A 20,443-nucleotide genomic window follows, 5' to 3' on the forward strand; every position below is an offset into this window, starting at 1 on the left:
CTAAGTGCGACAGCTCAAGCTCGCAATGAGCGCCTGCCGTAAGGTATATCTCACAATCCGTAATGGACAAAAAAAAAGCTCGAATCCTCGGATTCGGGCCTTATTTTTCTAGCGTATAAAAAAGATCCAGCAGTCTCATAACGGTACCGGATCTTGAAACTCCCGAATAGATTTACATGCCTGCACCGGTTGCTTACAGCATAGTCCGCATTCAAGCGAGCTGCCCTTCCCGCATTCCCGGAGAATATATGTTCAGCCCCGAGACCTGCAAGTTGGAATGGTCGGTGCCGGCATGGACGTGCTTTGACATTTACCGTTAATCTTCGATTTCTTATCGGATCTCAAACTTCGATGTATGGTTCCCGGTCCGAATACACGGGAGAATGCTCCTCTTGCCGTCCAATGACGGTGCCGTCGACAAGCCGTATCCAGCTATCGAAGCTGCGCTTAAGGGGCTCGAACCGGATGATTCTCGCGCCTAGCGGAAAGCCTTCCCGGCCGTAAGTGTTGTATCCCGACGCCCTGCCGTAGCATAGCCGGATGCCAAGAAGATCGCCCCAATAGTCGTTGATGTGATCATGACCGCAAAACGTGCCGATGACATCGTTCATCTCGACGAAGGCGGTGAATAACCCGCTGTTTATTTTAGGGCTTCCGACGGACTCGAATTTGGAGCCGTAGCAGGTATGGAAATCCCATAAGTCTTTATACTCCGGAATCGGAATATGGAAGAAAGCGAGCGATGGGAGCGCGAATCCCGCTTTCTCCGCCCGGGCGGAAGAATGTTCGGCATACCAGTCGATCTGGCTGCGGCGGATCCAGTCGTATCCTCCGGCACGGGCAGGCGCATAGGCCCCGGAATCGAAGCCGTACAACGAAGCGGCGGGCAAACCGTCAGCAGGATTGATAATGTCCAGCACGAAATTACCGACGCCGTGAATTTCCTGCGGTCCCGGCTCGGATATACAGAATGAATGCTCTTGCATGACCGCCATCAAATCATGCCGGGTAACGTCCGACTCGTCGTCATGGTTGCCGAAGACGGCCGCCCAAGGAATCTCTGCGGCTTCTGCCGCACGCACGACGCCTCGAATGGACTCGCGGGGATCCGCGCACCTATTGGCATGAATCATATCTCCTGTAAACATAATGAGATCGGGGCGCTCATCGTTCAATATGCGTTTCATCAATTCCTCGCTTTGCAGGTCGGCTTCTTCGCCGTTCTGCCAATGCACATCTGTAAATTGCACGATCGTGAAAGAACCGTCTTCCCGAAGCTTCAGGTGGTGTGCCATACTTGGCCTCCGTTTCATCGTTTTCTTGAATCTACGGATTTCATCATAGCAAAATTGAATAGAAATACAATGCAAACAGCCGACTTTACAAAAAAGACAAATACAACGATAGAGCCGAAATTTATGGATCATCTTATTCGTTATTCTGCCAGGATCCCGTATCATAATATTTCGTATGTCGGACATTTCCTCTGCCGGGCTTCGTGAACGCAAATGTTTCTCCAAGCGTGGAGTGAACCGCGTTGATCAGTCTGTATGACACAGAATCCCTCTCCCTTGCCCCCAGCTTATCCATTGACGCGCTAAATCCAGCCTGGATTCGGTCGTCCTTTCTGAATAGAAGCACTGTCCGTCACGCCATTCCGGATGCGGCTCAAACTGCATGCCTGTAATCTGTTCCAATGCCATGCAGCGTTCGCTGAAATTAGAGACCCGCTGATGAAGCGCATCCTCCCGCAGCCCTTCGATTAGAGGCCTCACATAGACGGAATCCCTCGTCCTCCCTGCAAGAGTGATGGCGCAGCAGCTAATATCGGGGAACTCACGGTCAACCATAAGCTCGGTCAGCTCCGCCGCGCACCCCTTCCATATGTCCGGAAACTGACTGAGCGCGTAGAGAGCGCCCATCCGTACATAGCTGCTATTATCTTTGAATAATGGCTGAAGCATGTCTTTCGTTACATATTCAGGAATGCCGGACAATAGAATGATGGATGCGGCCCGGATCGGATAAGAAGCATGCTTCAATAAGGGACGAATATGATTCGCGACGTCCAAGGACGGCTTTTCAGGGAAGAGAGATAACAACGCCGCCAGTACGTCCTCCTCATCCGGACCTGTCATGGACGTGATCCGCTCCGCAATATCTTTGCTTCTCCAGCTCTGCCAGCGTGAATATGGACTTTCTGGTGAAGCCTGCGGTTGTTCCGGCAGCATATTCACGGCAGCGGACACATCCACCAGCCCGGAACGCAACTCCTCCCACACTTGTTCCGTGACGAAGCTGCTGCTAAGCATAGCCGATTTCACTTGGTTAGCCGTCCACGAAGGATGCGCTTCCCAAATACATGCCGCCGCGCCCAGCAGAATCGGACCGGCATACGACGTTCCTTCCGTTCTCGCATAACCTTCCGGCAATCCATCGAAGGGGGCCGTATAATGGTTCAAACGCTCTTGTTCGGATTGAAATGGATACGGGATAACGATATTTTCCGCAGGAGCGAGAATTTCCGGTACCCCTTTCTTCTCAAACGTCATTCCCCTGCACCCGTGATAGGCCGTCGCATGGCGCGAGTCCCCATCCATTGGCACGATAACACCGCCAACAGACAGTACTGAGGGCGATGCCGAAGGTCCATTACAGGTCAAGTCGGTTGTATTGCCTGAGGACGATACGACCAAGAGACCCTCCTCAGCGAGCTCCTCGCAAAGAATTCGAACGGGATCCGCCTGCCAAGGCAGCAGCCCCGTGTCACGCGAGGCGGTGACGGTTAAGACGACGCCCCGGATCCGACAGGCCCGCCAATTTGCCTTTAACCACTCCAGAGCGACAGAAAACTTTTCTTCGATATCGCAAGCGGTGCGGAATGGGCCCGTCTCCAATAAGTAGAGATTAGCGTCTGGCGCGGCACCTGTATAAAGACCGCTCGACAGATGTCCCGATCCGGCCGCAGAAGCAGCGCACCATAATCCATGCGACCCTTTGTTCCAAGGCCCTTCTTTGATTTCAACTGGGCGAGGCTCCGCGTTAGGATCTGACGTCTTGACGAGGTAGGTGCACCGCCGCCCGTTCGACGCAATATCGGGATGCGCCGCAAAACTCGCGTCGATAACGGCAATATTCACATTTTTCCCTGTAAGCTCTTCTGGAATTTTCAGAAATTCCCGAATCGAACTCCATTTCATTCGTTCCATATCGTTCTCCGCCTTTTCATTTATTTCAGTTTCCTTAGAGCCGATGATAATGACCGCAATCGATAAGAAATCACATTCCAACGTGCATGATAGAATCAAGAAGACTGACGCGCGAGAGGAGATCCCCTATGAGAAAAGTAATCGTATCGATGGATCTGTCGTTGGATGGCGTCATGGAGGAGCCCTCCTGGACAAGGCCATACTTGAATGATGAAGTAACGAATTTTCAGTTCGACCTGCTGTTTGCGAGCGATGCTCTTCTGCTGGGCCGAGTGACGTATGAAGGCTTTGCGGCTGCATGGCCGGTAATGACCGATGAAGAAGGTTTTGCGGACAGGATGAACAGCATGCCCAAATTCGTAGCGACGACAACCTTGGAGGAAGCGCAGTGGAATGCCAGCCTCGTCAGGGATAATATCGTAGATGAAGTAACCCGTCTGAAGCAACATCCAGGACATAGCCTCTTAATCTACGGCAGCGGCGACCTTATACACACGCTCAAGCAGTATAACCTCATCGACGAGTATCATCTGCTGGTCCATCCTGTCATTCTGGGCAGCGGCAGGCGGCTCTTCCAGGACGGAGCCGAGACGCGGGCGCTGAAGCTGATCGAGACCAGAACGACCCGATCGGGGGTCATCATTCTATCTTACCTGCCGGAGAAGAACGATTGACTTCACGACTTCCTCCATATGCGAAAATAAAGAAGGACATCTATCCATCATTAATTGCCGGTGGCGAAACCGCAATTACATGATGAAAGGGATGTCCTTCCTTGATATCTGATCTATTCCCGGCCTCGTTCCTGATGCACGCCGACTTGCTTCAGTTCTTCTGTCAGCATTGATTCATAAGAACAACCGTTATTCTAGTATTGCCCGCCTGGAGTCTATGCCTCCATGCAGTGAATGGCTGTATGCTGCTGGTGACGTTTGAAATCGTATTTGCAGTTCCGATTCTCCCCGCAGCTGTTCGATCGTGTTTATAATAAGCGATGCGTATCTGCTGTACAGCCACTCTGTTACGAAAATAGTGGGACTGTACACGATTAGAGAGTCCCCGTCAAATTCGGCAGATGTATGTCTGAACCATGTATTATAGCTTGGCGTCGACAGCTGCTTCTTTATGTTTTCCAGGACTTCCGTCCATAGAAGACTCCCGTCTTCTTGACAGCCCCCGCCTTTAACAGCAGGCTCGCCGGAAAGACGTTCATCCAACAGCAGCTCTTCAACCGTCAGGCGAAACATCCGGGCCATCCGCAGCAGCAGCTCAATATCGGGAAGACATTCGCCGTTCTCCCATTTGGATACGGCTTGATGACTAACGCTCAATTGATCCGCAAGCTCCGCTTGCGTCAGCTTCAATCCTTTCCGCTGAATCAGAATACGCTTGCCGATCTGCTTATTATCCAGCATCCATGCCCCTCCTTACTACGCTAAGTTCACCGTTATCGTAGCACACCCTTCAATAAACCAATATCGAGTTAAAGTTGATGAGGGTTAGTCGATTTTTGCAACCTGGTGTTGCGGAGCAGGGTGGGGCATGCACTATCCCCCGAATGAAATTCGGTATCCGTCCGGATCTTGTATCGTAAACTCGCTAAAGAAATCATTCAGATGCGGTCCATCCGCAATCTCGATGCCGCTGGACGCGAACTCCTCGAGGAGCTGCCTCACATCCGCATAGCAGAAGACATCGAAGTATAAACCGCCCGCTGCGGAAGAGAACGGTCTGACATCGCACTTATTTCGTGCAGGATGCAAAATGAACGTTATCGCATCACGCGTCATATGCACATGCTGAACATCCGGCCCGCCCACAAGCTCATAAGAAAACCCAAGTCTCGTGTAGAATGCGACCGAAGTATCCAGATCGCTGACGAGCAGAACCGTTGAAGACCCCGTTAACTTCACCTCTGCCACCCTCATGACCTCCTAAGTAGGAAGGCTCTCGCCCAAGTATGTTTCTTCCGCTAAACAAGATCAAAAAAGGTAAACTTAACCTTTCCTGCAAGCAGATCATCTGGTATAACCTGTGACCGAGTGTGCTCCATGACGCTTCACAACGCGAACTAAACCGGTCGAAATACCTTACCCAGACATTGTAATATTTACCATTATAAAAAGATTATCTTACTTTCTAAACGCTGTAAACTATTTCTTTCTCGCAAAAAGATCGGAACTGATCAAAAAAATTGCAACATTCCAGAAAAACCCGCCGTCTAAGACAATGAAAGCAAGTGTGGCCACACTTCAAACATCTTGTGTAACCGTTGGAGGAATGACTAATGAAGAAGATGCACAAAGCGTTAGCAACAACAGCTATTCTAGCAATGACAGCCGTGCCGATCGCAGCTAGCGCACAGAACGTTCCGACGGCAACGATTCACAATGGACAAGGAGCCATCGTCAATCAAGTGAAGGTCGTCCCTGGCACAATGGGTCAAATTACTAATTTTGTAAACGATAAATCAGGCAAATTCATTACCGTCACCGGTCGCGGATTGGCTCCGACCGATCAAAGCGAAATCATTCTTGCCATCACCAAGGATACCAAGATCATCGATGCCAAAGGCAAAACAGTGCCATTAAAGAAGATTATCGATGAGAAAAAAATCGTTAAGGCATTCTACGGTCCTAATATTACGAAGAGCCTTCCTGCCCGCGGAACCGCGCTGACGCTGGTTGTTCAAGATCAGAGCTTTACCGGCATTGACGGTACGGTAACCGAAGTGAGAGATACCGGAATCGTCGTGAAAGGCACGAACATCTACTCCGCCCATGAGGAAGAGATCGTGCTGCACTTTGCCGACAAAGCTCAAATCCTCGGCACGGACGGCAAAGCCGTTGAAGCAAGCGCGATCAAGCCCGGCATGAGCGTCAAAGCATTCTACGGCCCTGCCGTTACGGCGAGCCTTCCGCCTCAATCGACAACGAATTATGTCATCGTGGACACGGAGTCCGTTAAGAAAGAAGCGCCAGGCACGAACGGCATTATTACGAATGTCTCCGACAGCATCATTACCGTAATCGGAAATCCGCTAGAGCAAGGCGGCGTGAATTATGTCTTTCTTACGGTGGATGAGGATACCCAAATCGTCGATGAAGACGGCAACGCGCTGAAGCCGGATGCATTGAAAGCCGATATTCGGGTCGATGCTTATTACGGCGAAGTGATGACGATGATCTATCCGGCTCGGACGCATGCGGATAAGATCGTTGTCAAAGCGGAAGCAACCAATAAAGTGGAAGGCACCATCGCCGATACCGACCGTGAGGCGAAAGACCAAATCCATGTTGACGTAGCATCGGATAAATCCACGGACAACGACGTCATTCTCAACATTTCGGAAGATACTCAAGTAATCACTCCGGACGGTCTGGAAAGCGAGCTGAAGCCCGGTACTAAGATTCTCGCTTACCATTCTTCCATCATGACCAGATCGCTCCCTCCAATTACGAATGCCGAAATTATCATCGTCGCTCCTGATGATAACGCAGCAGAGTCGAAGTAATAGCCGTATCCTGAAAAAAAGAAATACCTGCGAGCCAGCCGTTCACCTTCGGGGAACGGCTGGCTTTTTGCGCTGGGAACAAACCGCTCCGCAGGCAGAACGCCCTTACGATCGCTGTTGTTCCCGAATTCCCTTAAATTTTCCACTTTGCACTTCACCAGAATTATTCTTTATGCTCCGCTCATTGTTACGCGCGTTCGTTCAGGATATAGTTGTTGTATCGAAAAAAATGATAAAATGTTTATATATTAAGATAAAGGCGGAGATCATATGGGACACGCGTTCTTTATTGAGCCAAATACGTATATCGCCTTCGAGGACGAGGCGGAGCAGATTGAGAAATGCAAGGAATGGAGCTTGCTCTCCGAAAAGGCATCCAAGACGAAAACCTTCTACTATAAAGGCGGCGGGGTAAATCTGCCGTGCAGCATTATCGGGTATGTCGACAGCATGATTGCGGTCATTCAATTCGATAATAATCAGCTTCACTGCATCCACCCCTCTTACCTGAAGGAGATGCAGGCTTCGAATTATGGTCAGAGGCAGTCGTTTTCTGCGGATAAATCGGCTGAGACGACAGAGGGCGGTGAGTCGGAGTCGCAGCAGCAGGATGACGTTCTATCCGTTGACGATTCCCGGCTGGACGAGCCTAAGATCGAAGAGGTTAAGGTCACAGCAGTGAAGGCCGAGGCTCCGAAGGCGGAAGCTCCCCGCGAGGAAGGGCCTACGGCTGCAGAAGCGCCGAAGGGAAAATCCAAACGGGCGCCGAAGCTGCAGCTGCCCGAGGCGAAAGTAAAAATGATCGCGACCGTCCAGGAGTTTACCACGGTGCCGAATCATTTTGCCGAGGAAGACGATGAGGTCGTCATCTACGAGTCCGTGTTCATCAAGGAAGACCCGGAGACCGAAGTCGGCCTGGCATGGTCCAGCCACAGCGCCACCCTCAAGAAGCAGGAGCTGGAGATCGGGGACATCATTACATTCGAAGCCAAGATTGCAGCGAAGAAGCTCACGAAGCATCCCGTGCCTTACAAAATCAACAATCCTTCCAAGATACAAAAGGTCGAATCGTGATCGCCGCAAGCCCATGAATTCGCGCAGCCGTAAGCTGCCAAGGGGGAGCATGCCTTTGGCATGCTCCCCCTTGTTTGATGTTGGCATACTGGCGCTCCCTTGTGCAGATGTTGCTGCAGAGGAGAGCCTTTTCGAACAACCATTACGGATAATTGAATGTACCGCTTTTACTTGCCTTAGCAAGATCGTTGTCGACCAGGAACTTCCACAGGTCATCGGCGTAATCAAGCACGAATACGGAACTGACGCCTTGGGCGAACAAGCTGCTTACGGCTCCCGTCAATTCAGGCTTCAAGAAGTCCAGCACCGGCAGGCCGCTGCTTCCGCCGAAGCTTACGAACGCGCCAAGGCCCGCTCCGCCCGCACCGGCACCAAGGATCTTTCCGGCATCGAAGCCGTTGCCGGCCGCGGCCTCGCGTCCGAACTCCGCTGCGGCTCCTACCCCGACGATAAAACCTTCCCACGGCACGATATGATAAATGAAGTACTGGGACCTCGCTGGCACATATGGAATCGAACGTCTGCGGCTGCTCGGCCATCCCCTCCATACCTGAACCGATCAGCCGTTGGTCCAGCTGCCGAAACGCCTCGCCGAGCCATACGCTCTTCCGGTCCCAACCCGGAAATTCGCTTTCCACGCGAATACCGGCCAATACAAACGGACCGCGCCGCATCGTTTGAAACACCATCTTCCCATCCCTCGCATTCATTGAATTGATTGTACCAGCCCCCCCATACGTACATATGTTCGTATTGTAAATATTTTCTTATTAAATAGATCTTATAAGGCGCTTACATGCTCCATCACATCTTCTCAGAAGAAGAACTTCGGTATAGGAATCGCGCTGAGCGCTGCTCCCACAATATATCCATAGAAATAATCGCGATTAGTCCGCATCTTGTTCCTAGCGGAACCGCCTCTCTTATCTTTCTATTTCAAACATGAAGGATTGCAGAATGGCCTGCAAGCCTTCCGGATCGCTAATCATAGGCAGGTGTCCGGTCTCCAGAGTCGCTACGGTTTGCGGAGACAGGTTCGCGATCATTTTATTTTGCAGCGACTGGCCGAATTCCTTATCCTTCAACAGCTTCACATAGAGCTTGGGCACCTCGGGCAGAACCGCTTCGATGCGACTCGTATAGATCGCCAACGATTCGGGAATAAAGCTCCGCGCAACCTTCTCCGCCTGCCCGGAGGTCAGATCGTTGCATAGCCCCGTACGAATAGCCGACTCCGGGGGCTTCGTACCCATCTTACGCATGATCATGGACATGATGAACCGCTTCGGCAGCGGCAGAACCGAGAGGAACGATCCGCCATTCTTAGGTATCGCCGCTCCTACGCCTACGAAGCCCGCCAATCGGCCGGATTGATCCGCGGCAAGCCTCTGGGCAAGCACGCCCCCTATGGAATGCGCCACGATTACAAACCGCTTCACCTTCCACCGGTCAAGTTGCCCTTTCATACCGCTTATGTAATCGTCCAGAGCGAGCGCTTGTCTGGACGTGTGCTCCCCGCCCTTCAGAAACGGGTAATCGGCCAGCAGGCAAGGACGGTCGAGCCCTTCCGCCACTTTGCTCCAGATTCCGCTTGCCAGTCCCGCTCCATGGACGAATACGATTCCTGTCTGCTCCTGTTCACCGGCCGCTGTAGGCTTCGTCTGCATTCTCCTCTTTCGATCTCGATTATTTGTTCTCCTAAAATGATCATATCATCTAAATATGACATGTTCTGTCTTATTTGGGCGATCGTAAAATAAAATATTTTTAAGCCCCTGTCCTCAACGCGGGACCATGCTCGGAATGAATTCATAAACGGCTTTAGTTGCCGCAGGCCGCATGACTCACTCCTCTTGCAGGGATTATTGCTCCTTCGGCAGGTAGCCGGCGTAGAGCGGAGTACCGGATAATAGTCCTATGCATAGCGCTTAAGAATCATGCTTGATCGAAGCAAAGATTGGCGTAGGGAGAGAGGATCATTCCTTATCTCATTTGCGCCGGATTGCTCGTTACCCTCCTGGGGCTGATCCTATTCAAGCCGGACCGCCGCGCAGACGTGCAGAGTCAGCGGATTACCGGTCAACGGCAAGCGTGAGCAGTGTGGTTTGGGGGCTCTTCTTCTTTTTTATCATCCGATTGCATCCTTATCTCTCGACGGACGTATTTATTTGTTATTCCGATCCATTGTAGGCTGACATCTTGCTTTGGTTTTGATATATTTTATAAACAACCCTAGAGAAGATAATAAGCATCGACTGAAAAAGGGAGCGTGCGTTTCATGGCAGCCTCGGACTCGCAAACGGAAGCGATTACAGAATCGTTGAAAAAATACTACGAGCTCGAGTCAATTATAAGATCAATTAAAATTATATTAGAAGACAATCCCGACCTTGAAACGATAAAAGAGTGCCTTGCTGCATTTGTTGAGGCCGGTGAACAAATTTTGGAGGAACCCCAATAAATTCGATCAACCTCCCCGCTTACCAAAAAGCCTTCAAAACCGCGAATACGCTCGCGGCTTTGAAGGCTTCTTTTGTATTTGCCCGACCTGCATTTACGATAACTTCACTGTTATTCATCGCCATCACCCAATAATATACAATTGAAAAAATGCTCACTATCGAGCAACTAAAAGGAGGTTTACTTGATGATTAAGAAGGGCAGCCGATTATTGATCGCCCTCTTCCTGCTGTTCGCCGGGTTGCTGCCGATTTCCCCGGTGTCGGCGCATACGGACAACAGCGAAGGCTTCTCGAAGATTTCAGGCGAACCGGGCAAGCTGCGTTATGAACTGATGCTCGATTACTTCGAATTGGGCCGCGTCGTCATGCTCGACGCCATGCCGAACGATCCCGTGCCCGAATTGCAGCGGAAGCTGGAGGACAATCGGCAGGCGATCGCGGATTACGTCCATTCGAATTTAAAAATCTTCATCAACGGCGAAGCCGCAGCCGGCGAATTGGTACATACGGGGATGGATACGAGAATCGGACGCCTGTACGCGAACCTTGTTCTCGAATATCCGAACCCGTCGGGCTCCGAGGCGGTCGAAGTGAACTATGGGATCTTCTTCGACGACAACGATGAGCTGCACCGCAACATTGCAGCCTATCAATGGGGAGGCAAAGAAGGGCAGTACGTGTTCAGCTCCGGCAACCGGGATTTGCCTCTCGGGGAAACCTGGTTTGTCGGTCAAGCTGTGCGATTTATCCAGCTCGGCTTCCATCATATCATGATCGGCCTGGACCATATTCTGTTTGTTGCCGCTTTGGTTCTAACGTCGCGGACGGTCAAGGACGTGCTTAAAACCGTGACCATCTTTACGCTGGCCCATAGCGTGACGCTCGGATTGACGGCATGGAACGTCATTTCGGTGCCTCCGGAGATCGTTGAGCCGCTCATTGCGTTAAGCATCGCTTATGTGGCGGTCGAGGCATTTATAATCCGGCTTAATAAAGCCCGTCCATACGTGGTGTTCGGCTTCGGGCTAATGCATGGCATCGGCTTTGCCGGCGCTCTCGAGATGACCGGCTCGTTCAAAGCCAGTTCCATCCTGCCGCTGGCCGCCTTCAATATCGGCGTAGAGCTTGGACAGCTGCTCGTCATATGCGCGATGTTCCTTGTGATGCTCCTGCTGCGTAAATCCAGATGGTATCGTCCGGTTGAGGTTGCGGCCATGGTCTCCGTGTTCGCCTTCGGTTTCTTCTGGTATTGGGAGCGGATGCTTGCATAATTCCTGAACAGCGCATTGAAAGAGGTGATGCCAAGGGAAGATCATAACGCCATTATTTCAGCGGTTTGTCGCTATTAATGAGAAGAACAATCAAATCATCGGATCCATAAGGAGGAAGATCGTATGTCTTTTGCTCGTCAAGTCAAACGAGGCAAGAAAAAAATCCAGGCTTTGACCGCCGCCGCCATGTTCGGCATGGCCCTTGCCGCCGTCTTCAAGCCGGTTATGGCGGAATCGCCTCAAGCTACGGTCAGCGGAATCGTATTCGTCGACAAGAACGAGAACGGCGTACAGGATTCAAACGAAAACGGCCTTCCGGGAATCAGCGTTTCGGACGGGGCAACCATCGTCCTCTCGGACGCCCAAGGCAAATACATGCTGCCGGTCAACCCGGACCGCCGCGCGACGGACATGGTGTTTATTACCACTCCAGACGGCTACACGATACCGACCGACGAGTATAGAATCCCTAAGTTTTACCAAAATCTAGGTCAGCTTCAGCCCGGCGAGAACCGCGATGTTCATTTCGGACTACTAAAGGCGCCTGAAACGTCCAACCCGAACTTTGATTTCGTCGGGATTGCCGACGTTCACGTCCAGGCCGGAACGACCAACAACCGCGAGCGTTTCACGAACCAATTGTCGCAATTGAACGAGCTCTCCGGCAGCCCCGCCTTCATCACCATCAGCGGCGATATTACGAATAACGCGACGGACGCGGAGTTCAAGGACTTCGTTGCCAGCACGGCCACGTCGAAGCTGCCGGTTTATCCGGCGGTAGGCAACCATGATTTTACCGGAGGGGCGAACTACTCGGCCCGAATCGACCGCTACCGGAATTATCTGGGTCCGGAATGGTATTCGTTCGATTACGGCAGCAAGCATTTTATCATTCTGGAGAACAACCTGGGCATGCGCGAAGCGGATCAGATCCAATGGCTGAAGGAGGATCTGGCCCAGAACGCCAAGAACAAGGAAGTCGTGGTCGTCACGCACAGGCCGTTCAACAACCCGCAAACGCCGCATCCGGAGGAAGCCCGGCAGTACATCGACCTGCTTGGGGAATATAACACCCGCCTCTTGCTGATGGGTCATACGCACGTGAACGACGTGTCGACGGATACGATTGAAACGGCGAAACACGTGGTCACCAACTCCAGCTCCTATACGATCGACCAGACGCCGAACGGCTTCCGCGTCATCTCCTTCAAGGGCGATGAGGAGTCCAATCCGTTCAAGTATTACGACGTCAATCAAAGTCTGGCCATCGTCAATCCGGCACCCGGCAGCAAAGCGCCGCAGGCAGACATTCAAGTGCAGGTCAACGCCTATAACACGTCGAGCAATGTGACGGAGGCGACATACCGCATTGACGGCGGCAAGTGGCATTCCCTGTCAGGCAGCGGAGCGATGACCTGGTCGGCCTTATGGAAAGCGGGCAAAGAAGCGCTCGGCGAGCATACGATTGAAGTCCGGGTGACGGACGACAGCCAAAAAACATGGTCGGAGAGCAGCACCTTCACCCTGGTCGAGCCTTCTGAAGCGGTCGTGCCGCAGCAGGGCGAGAACTGGCCGATGTTCCACGGCAATGCCCAGCATACGGGAGAAGCATTGGACGAACTGGCGCCTGATTTGAAGCTGGCCTGGAGCCACTTGACCGAAGGCACCATTCTCACTTCGTCGCCGGCGATCGTAGACGGCAGCGTCTATATCGGCACGAGAGACGAGGACGACACGAAAGAAAATACCGTGCTCGCGTTGGATTTGAAGACAGGCCGCGAGAAGTGGAAGCTTGAAGCGGATGCCCAAGTTCAAGCCTCCCCTGCGGTAGCCGGCGGCATCGTCTACGCATCTACGATCCGCGGAACCCTGTATGCGCTGGATGCGGAAACGGGAAGCAAGGTATGGGAGAAGAAGATTGGAACGGGCGAAGTCAATCGCGCTTGGATGTACTACTCGCCTACCGTTGAGGATGGAATCGTGTACCAAGCGTATAGCTCGATGCGCGGCGGGGAAATGATGGCCCTTGATGCGAAGACGGGAGAAACAGTATGGACCGCCAAGCTCGCGGGCGGCTGGATCACCGAGTCGACTCCTGTTGTGAAGGATGGCAAAGTATACGTCGGAGCCGACGGCGGCTATTTGATCGCCATCGATGCAAAGACCGGGAACGAGCTATGGCGTGCGCGCCCTGCCGGCGGCTGGATGCATTCGATGCCGGCGATCGCGGACGGCAAGGTGTATATGGGCTACGGCGGCGGATTGATCGTCGCGCTCGATGCTCAAACCGGAAAGGAACAATGGCGCTATAAAACCGACATGAGCACATCCTACATTGCCGGCAATACGACGGGCTCATCCCCGGCGGTAGTCGACGGCGTCGTCTATATGGGCTTCCCGAACGGCAAAGTCGAGGCACTGAATGCCGAAACGGGCGCCCTGCTCTGGAGCGCGGCGACCGAGGGCGGCATCATCTCGTCCGCGGCGGTTTCCGGCGGTACCGTGTACGTCGGCTCGAACGACGGTTTCTTGTACGCGCTGGACAAACAGAACGGAGAGGTCCAGTGGTCCTACGAAATCGGCGCATGGATTGCTTCATCGCCTGCCATTTCCGGCAACACCCTTGTTGTGGGCGCATTTGACGGCAACGTCTATGCCTTCACCTCCACGAAGAAGGAATAACACGCCTAAGAGGTTGATCCCGGCGGGATCGGCCTCTTTTCTTTGCCGTGGGCTTACCTCTTCTATTGCCATCCTCGGTTATTTCGCATCGATTCTCGTTTCTCCGTCGATGGGAACGATAATCTTATCCTTGTTCGCCTCTTCCGTCCGGTCCAGCCGTCCGATCTCCTTCCCATTGCCCGCACTTTCCACGGTGCCGTAGATGGTTAGATCCAGCATGAACATATCCGCGATATAAACCGCTTCGCAGAATGGAGCCGGTTTCGTCCCTCGCTCGCGATGCTCGGTGGAAGCTCCCGATCCGTCCCTCTGCCACTAACTTCCCCGAGGCCATCCTCATTGATCTCGATATAACTCTTAAGCCCCTTATACTCCTTATAAAAGCGAAGGGCCTCTCCTTTCGGGAGTGTGTAGTCGAAAGTAAACCCCTCGCCTGTCGGTACCAAAGCGTCCTCATCTAATAGATCTTGCCATCTATGTAAGTTGAACGAAAGAACTTCGATTGTGTCTCGTACGGCACGATCTCTGCGGACATACAGTCCTCAATTTGCAGGAAACCCGACTTTTATTAGGTGCTGCGGACCCTGAGTCCGCTATTCGTCGCAAATGCGGGGGATCGAGGCCGTTTCGCAGCCAATAGAGGACTGAGGGTCCGCAAGTGCAACAAAATTGGGCCGACAAGGCGAAATAGCGGACTCACGGTCCGTAATAATCGATAACAATCGATACGGTCGCCAATGCGGGTCGCCGCTGACCATCTCATGCCTGTTTGCCGTTCGGCCGTGCGAAACTTTCGTTCAACTTATCTAGACGCCCCGGACTTGGAAAAAGTTGCTATACTCGAAGAGAGGAGCATTCGCATTCGCGCCCGAAATATTTTTACGGAAAAGCTCCATTTGTTCCAACACTTTGCGAGGATATACGTTTTACTGTGTAGAACCAACTACAATAACGAATTGGAGGGTTTTACATGGAAAAGATGGAGCAGGCGAGCAGCATTTCGAATCTGGGCATTCTCGATCTCACGGGGAAGAAGCCGGAGGACTTGGAAGGCATCACGCTTATTGAGAGCGTAGGCATCCTGATCGCTCCCGCATCGTTATCGGGCACGTTGATGAAGATCACGCAGAGAAACATCGGGATGACGATTTCATTGCCGGAGACGGCTGGGAAAATCAAAATGTTCAACGGCCAGCTAACCTTGAGCGGCGACGTGTTCGCAAACCATACAGGCGCGCCGGAAGATATTCTTGTCCTTGTAGGTCAAGTGGTCATCACGTCCCCCATCCCAAAGGTCGGCTTTAGCGAGGTCGTTGTGGCGGGTCAGATGATCGCCCCTAAGAGCGATGAGGCGATGATCGCCAGCGCGGTGACGCAGCTGTCCGGCCAGATCGTCTATTACAGCTCCGGCTCCCCGCGGATTTTTATCGGCGACGAGACATTCTCGAAGGGCTTCTTTGACCTTATCGACGACAAGATGGCTATGGTGCTAATAGGGGATCATGAAATCGCGGACGATGTGGACGCGGCAACCCTAAAACAGAAAGTATCGGAAATCGTGCTGATCGGCGAGCTGTCGGTTCCGAAAGCGCTTGTTCCCGTTACGCAATTCCTTGCGGTTGCACTGCTCGGTTCGATCGAAGCACGAGACGAACAAGACGCTTAACGGCAGCCGATGAATAAAGCGCTGTTTCAGGAGCTTTATGCCGGGCACTCCAGGAAGGTGTTTGCTTATTTGCTGGGACGCACCACGAACAAAGATACGGCGGCCGATTTACTCCAGGACACCTTCCTCCGGGTCTGGAACCGCATCGACACAGCCGGACATATTCATGAAGATGAACGGCTGCACTGGATCTTTTCGATCGCCTCCAACCTGGTGAAGGATTACTACCGCAAATCTGCAACCCGCAAGAAGGCAGATGAAAGAATTCGCGCCGAACGGGCGGAAACCGCCGGCGATCTCTCGCAATGGTTAGCGGGCAAAGAGAGGTTCAGCGAGCTCGAAGCCGCGATCAACGAACTTCCGGAGGAGCTGCGCTGTATACTGTTGATGAAAGTTATCGGCGGAATGAATAGCTTTCAGATTGGCGACTCCCTGAACGTACCCGCAGGGACCGTACGCTATCGCATCGCGCAAGCCAGGCGGCTGCTCGCCGACAAGCTTCATATCCTGCCCGCCGAAGAAAGGGTCGAAAGGAGGAAACCCAATGGATGAAGAATGGATGGAAGCCATGCTTCCCGCGCATGTTCAGCGCCAGCTGGATCAGCTCCTGGAGAGCTGGGCTGAACAAATCCCTACGCCGCAAACGCAATTCGACCTTGATTATGATCATATATGTATGATCTCCAACGAGCTTAGCTACGAGTGGTGGCAGCGTCTGTACGCTCAAACCCGGTTCAATCCGCTCCCTGTGTTTCCTGCCGGATGGCCCTTCAAGGAAAATGCAGGATAGCGGCGACACCTTAGTCGGCATCTCCGTCCCGTTATTCTTCTGCTAGAATCGAAATCGAACAAGAAAAGAGCCAAGAGAGCCTAGCCCCCTCTTGGCCCAAATAACAAAGAAGTGAGGACGGTTCGATCCCGAACGTCCTCACTTCTTTGTTGTTACGGCTTGTACCATGCCGGCACCGCGCTTTCGAAATTCCGGTGATCGTCCAGCACGACACGTATGCGTTCCAGCATCGATTCCAACTGCTCGGGCACGACCTGAAGGGTCCACGTGACGGTAGGAAACACAATAAGTGCCGTATACAGAGCGTACAGCTTCCAGAATCGTTCCGGCACCTTCCCTCCGAAGTAACCGTCAATTTGCCCGATGGAGAAAGGGACGCTTACTTCTCTGCTGAAGTAAGCGACTTTCAGGAAATCATGGTATGGATCGCCCCAATCGTACCGGTTGTAGTCAATGACGCCCGCATAGCTCCGATTGTGAATGAGCAGGTTGCTCGGATGAAAGTCGTCGTGCTGAAACCGGTCGGGCCGGCCTTTCATCAGAGGCAAATTCTCTTCAATATACGACACGATCGCCTCCTCTTCAGACAGCCTGACACCGCAGTTACGGTACGCAAGATACTGCTTCTCATGCTTGGCTTGCCGGCGTACATGCCAAGGCTCCATCCCCGCGGGTGCGGGAAGCTCATGCATGATCCGCAATTCCCGCCCTGCCTCGGATCCGATCTGATATTGTTCGCCTGCGGACAAGGCCGACAGCACGTCGGTTCCGTCTTCCCCGACCACGAACCGAAGCAGCATGTAGCAGATATCGAGCGATTCGACGGTACCGAAGGCAATGGGTTCCGATGTTTTGACACCCATGTTATGCACGCGGTGAATGAGATCATATTCGCTGCGTTTGCGATCCATCTGCTGCAGGCCGGAGGTCCGGAGAACATATTGAGGCTGACGGCTCTCTCCTTCGAATAACAGAAACTTTTCGTCGAACGAGAACCCTTTATGTATTTGTTTGATGGCTGTAATGTTCCGCAAGATAGGAATGTGCTCATGAATATCATTTACGTTCATGCTAGCCCCCCTTTGATTTACTCCTAATAGAGTACCACAAAAATTTTCATATTTCTTCCAGAAATATTGTCAACAATCCATGTTTTTCATTTATTCATACAAAAAAAGAGCAGATCGCCTCGGCGTCCTGCCCCATTTTGTACATCTCTTAACAAAACCTGAACAATTACATCGTAATCGAAATCCGGTCTTCCTTCTGGACCCAGTCGACCTTGGCCCCCAGCGATTCGCTGATGAAACGAAGCGGCAAGTAGGAGGTGCCATTGATGCCGAAGGGCTCATTGGCCAGCTTCACAATCGCATTGTTCAGCTTCATCTCGCCCGTCTTGTAATCGATGAGGATGGTGACGCCTGGCTTGCCCGCTTCTTTCCGGACGATCGTTACCGTTTTCTTCATTTCGTCCCATTCGACAGATGCACCCAGCTTCTCGAAGATGGAGCGAAGCGGAATAAATGCCTGCCCGCTGCGGGTGATGACGCCGCTTGTCAAGATCGCCGGTTCGTCGTTCAACTCGACCTGAATCGCCTGTTGAACCGGTACCGCCTCGCTATGCATAAATTCGTAGTCGCCATACCCCAGCTCGGCATTCTTGTTCACGCCCCAGCCCCACAGCGTTCCGTCATTCTTCAGCATAATTGCATGTCTTCCGCCGCTCTTGATTTGGCTGATATCCGTCGCAAGCTGCTCGAAGGCCGGATTGCTCGGCATCGCTTCCCGCTCGATGGAAGCCATGAGAACCTTCCCCTTATGGGTAAGCACAAGCAGGGAGCGTTCCGCGATGACGGCATCCTTCACATCGCTGACCGTGTTCAATAGAATCGGCACGGTTCCCTTATGATATGTCGTCCCGTCCGAGAATCCGGTAATCGTCGCTCCCCAATACCAGAGACGGGATTGACTGTCGATGGCAAGATGGGTGTTCCCGTTCGTTCGAATTTGCCGGATATTCGACAGCTCTTTGATCTGGACAGCCTTCACTTGGCTGGCCGGCGTCTCGGCCCCGGTAAATTCCGTCTGCCAGGTCCAGACCGTCCCGTCTTCTTTGAGCGCCAGATTCCGGTCGATTGCAATGATGCGGTCCAGCCCTTGAATCGGACTGAACACTTGCGGCGATTCCGTATCCTTCACGGCGGTTCCATCCTTCTTCAGGAAGACCAGCCGCTGATAACCGTCCTTAGGATAGGATTCGTAATAATTGCTGATGGCCGTTACGTTATCGATTCCCTGAAGCGGATTAATTTGGGTGATATCCCATTTTCCATCCTTCTTCGGAAGGACCGATACTTTCCCTTGCGCATCGACAGCCAGCAGCTCGTCCCAATTGGAATAGACGAAGGCCGCGTTATCCAGCTCCTTGACCGGCTGCACCTGAGCGGCCGAAGAGAGAGCGCTTCGATCCCAATACCAGACCGAATGATCCTCCTTCATGACAAGCTGTCCCGCTAACGAACGAGACACGTCTGTCAGCCCATGAACCTGCGTAGGAACCGACTGATTCTGCCCCCATTCCCAATAGGTTCCATCCGATTTTACGAGGGATGTCGGCTCGAAGGAACGAATACTGCTATTCGTCTCCGATGCCGGGGCAGCACTGGCCAGCGAGGCTGCGGACAAGCAGGAGACCAGACTTAGAACAGCGATCAACTTCTTCATTACGCGCGTGACTCCTTCCGGTACAGGAAATATAAACACATTCTGCTTATTATTTACACCGTACTGACGTACTCGCGCACGCAAAGGTTGCACAAAAATATTCGCTGTTCTGTTTCCCGACTATTCCTCCCGCTTATTTAGAAGCTTCGTATAACGATGCTCCGACGGCGCCGCAGTACTCCCCATTTCGGAGAAATAGAGGATTTCCTCCTCTTAGCTTCGTATACCGGATGACCACCTCTTTGAGAAGGTTATTCCGGAGAAACGATGAGCCGATGAATATAACGGAGGACACGCCGCATTGCCCGGCGGCAAGCACGCTCGTCGTCGCCACGGTCTCGCCGACTAAGCCGATCACAGCCGCCAATAGCTCCTCTTGCGATAGAGAAGCAAGCGATGCGGAAGGCAGCAAATGCCCGAAATTGCTCGCCGTCAAGTCTCCCGGTATCGGTGGCTCCGCGCCTTCATAGATATGGCTCACCTTCAGATCGATTCGGTCCCGCGCGCCCTTGGCTGCCAGCCGCACGATTTGCTCATAATCGGTTATCCCGGTTAATAATTGCGCCAGCCCCATCATCGTTCCGCCGCCCACTCCGGTTCCGCCAATCCGCTTCTGGTGACGATCCGTCACATGGTGAATGGAAGTGCCTGTTCCTACATTCGTTACCAGATACGCGTCCTCAGTGAAGTCGTGATCGGCGAGAAAGTAGCGCACGCCTTGACTGGTTGCCTCGAACTCTACAATCTCCGCAGCGGACCGCTTCATCTTCGATTTCAACAAAGCGGCCTTGCCGCCGGTCACACAAACTTGAGCTTCATCGAACCCATTGATCCACGAAGCCACATAGTCCAATTGGACGCTGGGAAATTTATGATATTTGAGCCCTCCCCTGTTCCGGCATACAACTTTAATGAGTGTCCCGCCCGCATCGATACCGATGTTCATCGTTTCACTTCCTTTCCTAGGTTAACCATGTACTGAGAATGCCAGTTTCATATGTAAAATGCTGCTTCGCAAACGGAATGTTCTTACGATCGCTTCGCCAGAATC

At 52.5% G+C, this 20,443-nt stretch carries 19 protein-coding genes; 9 read left to right on the plus strand and 10 right to left on the minus strand.

Translation table 11 applies throughout. From position 1 onward, the window contains the following. Positions 1-341: 341 nt before the first annotated feature. Positions 342-1,295 (minus strand): metallophosphoesterase family protein, encoded by a 954-nt coding sequence (locus L1F29_RS29465; RefSeq protein ID WP_258385571.1) that lies wholly within the window; start codon positions 1,293-1,295, stop codon positions 342-344. 246 nt (positions 1,296-1,541) lie between these two features. Beyond that, positions 1,542-3,209, minus strand: a complete 1,668-nt coding sequence (locus tag L1F29_RS29470) for a S8 family serine peptidase (protein WP_258385572.1) — start codon at positions 3,207-3,209, stop codon at positions 1,542-1,544. Between the two features lie 128 nt (positions 3,210-3,337). Here L1F29_RS29470 and L1F29_RS29475 point away from each other — a divergent pair, with 128 nt between their 5' ends. Continuing rightward, a complete protein-coding gene (locus tag L1F29_RS29475) occupies positions 3,338-3,883 on the plus strand; it encodes a dihydrofolate reductase family protein (protein WP_258385573.1) in 546 nt (181 codons plus the stop codon). A 189-nt stretch (positions 3,884-4,072) separates the two neighbouring features. Here L1F29_RS29475 and L1F29_RS29480 read toward each other — a convergent pair whose 3' ends face one another. Together L1F29_RS29480 and L1F29_RS29485 are read right to left on the minus strand one after the other, a co-directional pair. Continuing rightward, positions 4,073-4,624, minus strand: coding sequence for a helix-turn-helix transcriptional regulator (locus L1F29_RS29480; RefSeq protein ID WP_258385574.1), 552 nt, complete (start codon positions 4,622-4,624; stop codon positions 4,073-4,075). Positions 4,625-4,756: 132 nt separating this feature from the next. Continuing rightward, positions 4,757-5,131, minus strand: a complete 375-nt coding sequence (locus tag L1F29_RS29485) for a VOC family protein (protein ID WP_258385575.1) — start codon at positions 5,129-5,131, stop codon at positions 4,757-4,759. A gap of 365 nt (positions 5,132-5,496) precedes the next feature. Here L1F29_RS29485 and L1F29_RS29490 point away from each other — a divergent pair, with 365 nt between their 5' ends. Beyond that, complete coding sequence (locus L1F29_RS29490) at positions 5,497-6,723, plus strand: peptidase (RefSeq protein WP_258385576.1); 1,227 nt, start codon at positions 5,497-5,499, stop codon at positions 6,721-6,723. A gap of 270 nt (positions 6,724-6,993) precedes the next feature. After that, positions 6,994-7,797 carry a hypothetical protein gene (locus tag L1F29_RS29495; RefSeq protein ID WP_258385577.1) on the plus strand — a complete coding sequence of 268 codons (804 nt, stop codon included), beginning with the start codon at positions 6,994-6,996 and terminating at the stop codon, positions 7,795-7,797. A 142-nt stretch (positions 7,798-7,939) separates the two neighbouring features. Here L1F29_RS29495 and L1F29_RS29500 read toward each other — a convergent pair whose 3' ends face one another. Then, positions 7,940-8,302 carry a hypothetical protein gene (locus L1F29_RS29500; protein ID WP_258385578.1) on the minus strand — a complete coding sequence of 121 codons (363 nt, stop codon included), beginning with the start codon at positions 8,300-8,302 and terminating at the stop codon, positions 7,940-7,942. Positions 8,303-8,720: 418 nt separating this feature from the next. Continuing rightward, positions 8,721-9,464, minus strand: a complete 744-nt coding sequence (locus tag L1F29_RS29505) for an alpha/beta fold hydrolase (protein ID WP_258385579.1) — start codon at positions 9,462-9,464, stop codon at positions 8,721-8,723. A gap of 611 nt (positions 9,465-10,075) precedes the next feature. On the opposite strand from L1F29_RS29505, the gene L1F29_RS29510 reads away from it, so the two are divergent. The 3 genes from L1F29_RS29510 (at position 10,076) to L1F29_RS29520 (ending at position 14,212) form a co-directional block, all read left to right on the plus strand. Next, on the plus strand, positions 10,076-10,258 hold the full coding sequence (locus L1F29_RS29510; RefSeq protein ID WP_258385580.1) for a hypothetical protein: 183 nt from the start codon (positions 10,076-10,078) through the stop codon (positions 10,256-10,258). 186 nt (positions 10,259-10,444) lie between these two features. Continuing rightward, positions 10,445-11,530, plus strand: a complete 1,086-nt coding sequence (locus L1F29_RS29515; protein ID WP_258385581.1) for a HupE/UreJ family protein — start codon at positions 10,445-10,447, stop codon at positions 11,528-11,530. A gap of 123 nt (positions 11,531-11,653) precedes the next feature. After that, entirely contained in the window at positions 11,654-14,212 is a 2,559-nt protein-coding gene (locus L1F29_RS29520; protein WP_258385582.1) for an outer membrane protein assembly factor BamB family protein, read from the plus strand. A 78-nt stretch (positions 14,213-14,290) separates the two neighbouring features. Here the strand turns inward: L1F29_RS29520 and L1F29_RS29525 are convergent, their stop codons facing one another. Beyond that, entirely contained in the window at positions 14,291-14,431 is a 141-nt protein-coding gene (locus L1F29_RS29525) for a hypothetical protein (protein WP_258385583.1), read from the minus strand. A gap of 751 nt (positions 14,432-15,182) precedes the next feature. Between L1F29_RS29525 and L1F29_RS29530 the strand changes: the two genes are divergently transcribed. Genes L1F29_RS29530 through L1F29_RS29540 form a run of 3 tightly spaced genes read left to right on the plus strand, consistent with a single transcriptional unit; the run spans position 15,183 to position 16,668 of the window. After that, positions 15,183-15,878: a hypothetical protein gene (locus tag L1F29_RS29530; RefSeq protein WP_258385584.1), complete on the plus strand. Its 696-nt coding sequence runs from the start codon at positions 15,183-15,185 to the stop codon at positions 15,876-15,878. Between the two features lie 9 nt (positions 15,879-15,887). Continuing rightward, positions 15,888-16,430 (plus strand): RNA polymerase sigma factor, encoded by a 543-nt coding sequence (locus tag L1F29_RS29535; RefSeq protein WP_258385585.1) that lies wholly within the window; start codon positions 15,888-15,890, stop codon positions 16,428-16,430. Beyond that, positions 16,423-16,668 carry a hypothetical protein gene (locus L1F29_RS29540; RefSeq protein WP_258385586.1) on the plus strand — a complete coding sequence of 82 codons (246 nt, stop codon included), beginning with the start codon at positions 16,423-16,425 and terminating at the stop codon, positions 16,666-16,668. Before L1F29_RS29535 ends, L1F29_RS29540 begins: the two co-directional genes overlap by 8 nt. A gap of 152 nt (positions 16,669-16,820) precedes the next feature. Here the strand turns inward: L1F29_RS29540 and L1F29_RS29545 are convergent, their stop codons facing one another. The 3 genes from L1F29_RS29545 to coaW form a co-directional block, all read right to left on the minus strand. Further along, positions 16,821-17,738, minus strand: coding sequence for a phosphotransferase family protein (locus L1F29_RS29545; protein WP_258385587.1), 918 nt, complete (start codon positions 17,736-17,738; stop codon positions 16,821-16,823). A gap of 166 nt (positions 17,739-17,904) precedes the next feature. Next, the gene (locus tag L1F29_RS29550; protein WP_258385588.1) at positions 17,905-19,392 is read right to left on the minus strand and encodes a stalk domain-containing protein; all 1,488 of its coding nucleotides are present in this window, start codon (positions 19,390-19,392) and stop codon (positions 17,905-17,907) included. A 133-nt stretch (positions 19,393-19,525) separates the two neighbouring features. Then, positions 19,526-20,338, minus strand: coding sequence for a type II pantothenate kinase (coaW, locus tag L1F29_RS29555; protein WP_258385589.1), 813 nt, complete (start codon positions 20,336-20,338; stop codon positions 19,526-19,528). Positions 20,339-20,443: the final 105 nt, after the last annotated feature.

Origin of the sequence: Paenibacillus spongiae (assembly GCF_024734895.1) — a bacterium.
Taxonomy (GTDB): Bacteria; Bacillota; Bacilli; order Paenibacillales; family Paenibacillaceae; genus Paenibacillus_Z; species Paenibacillus_Z spongiae.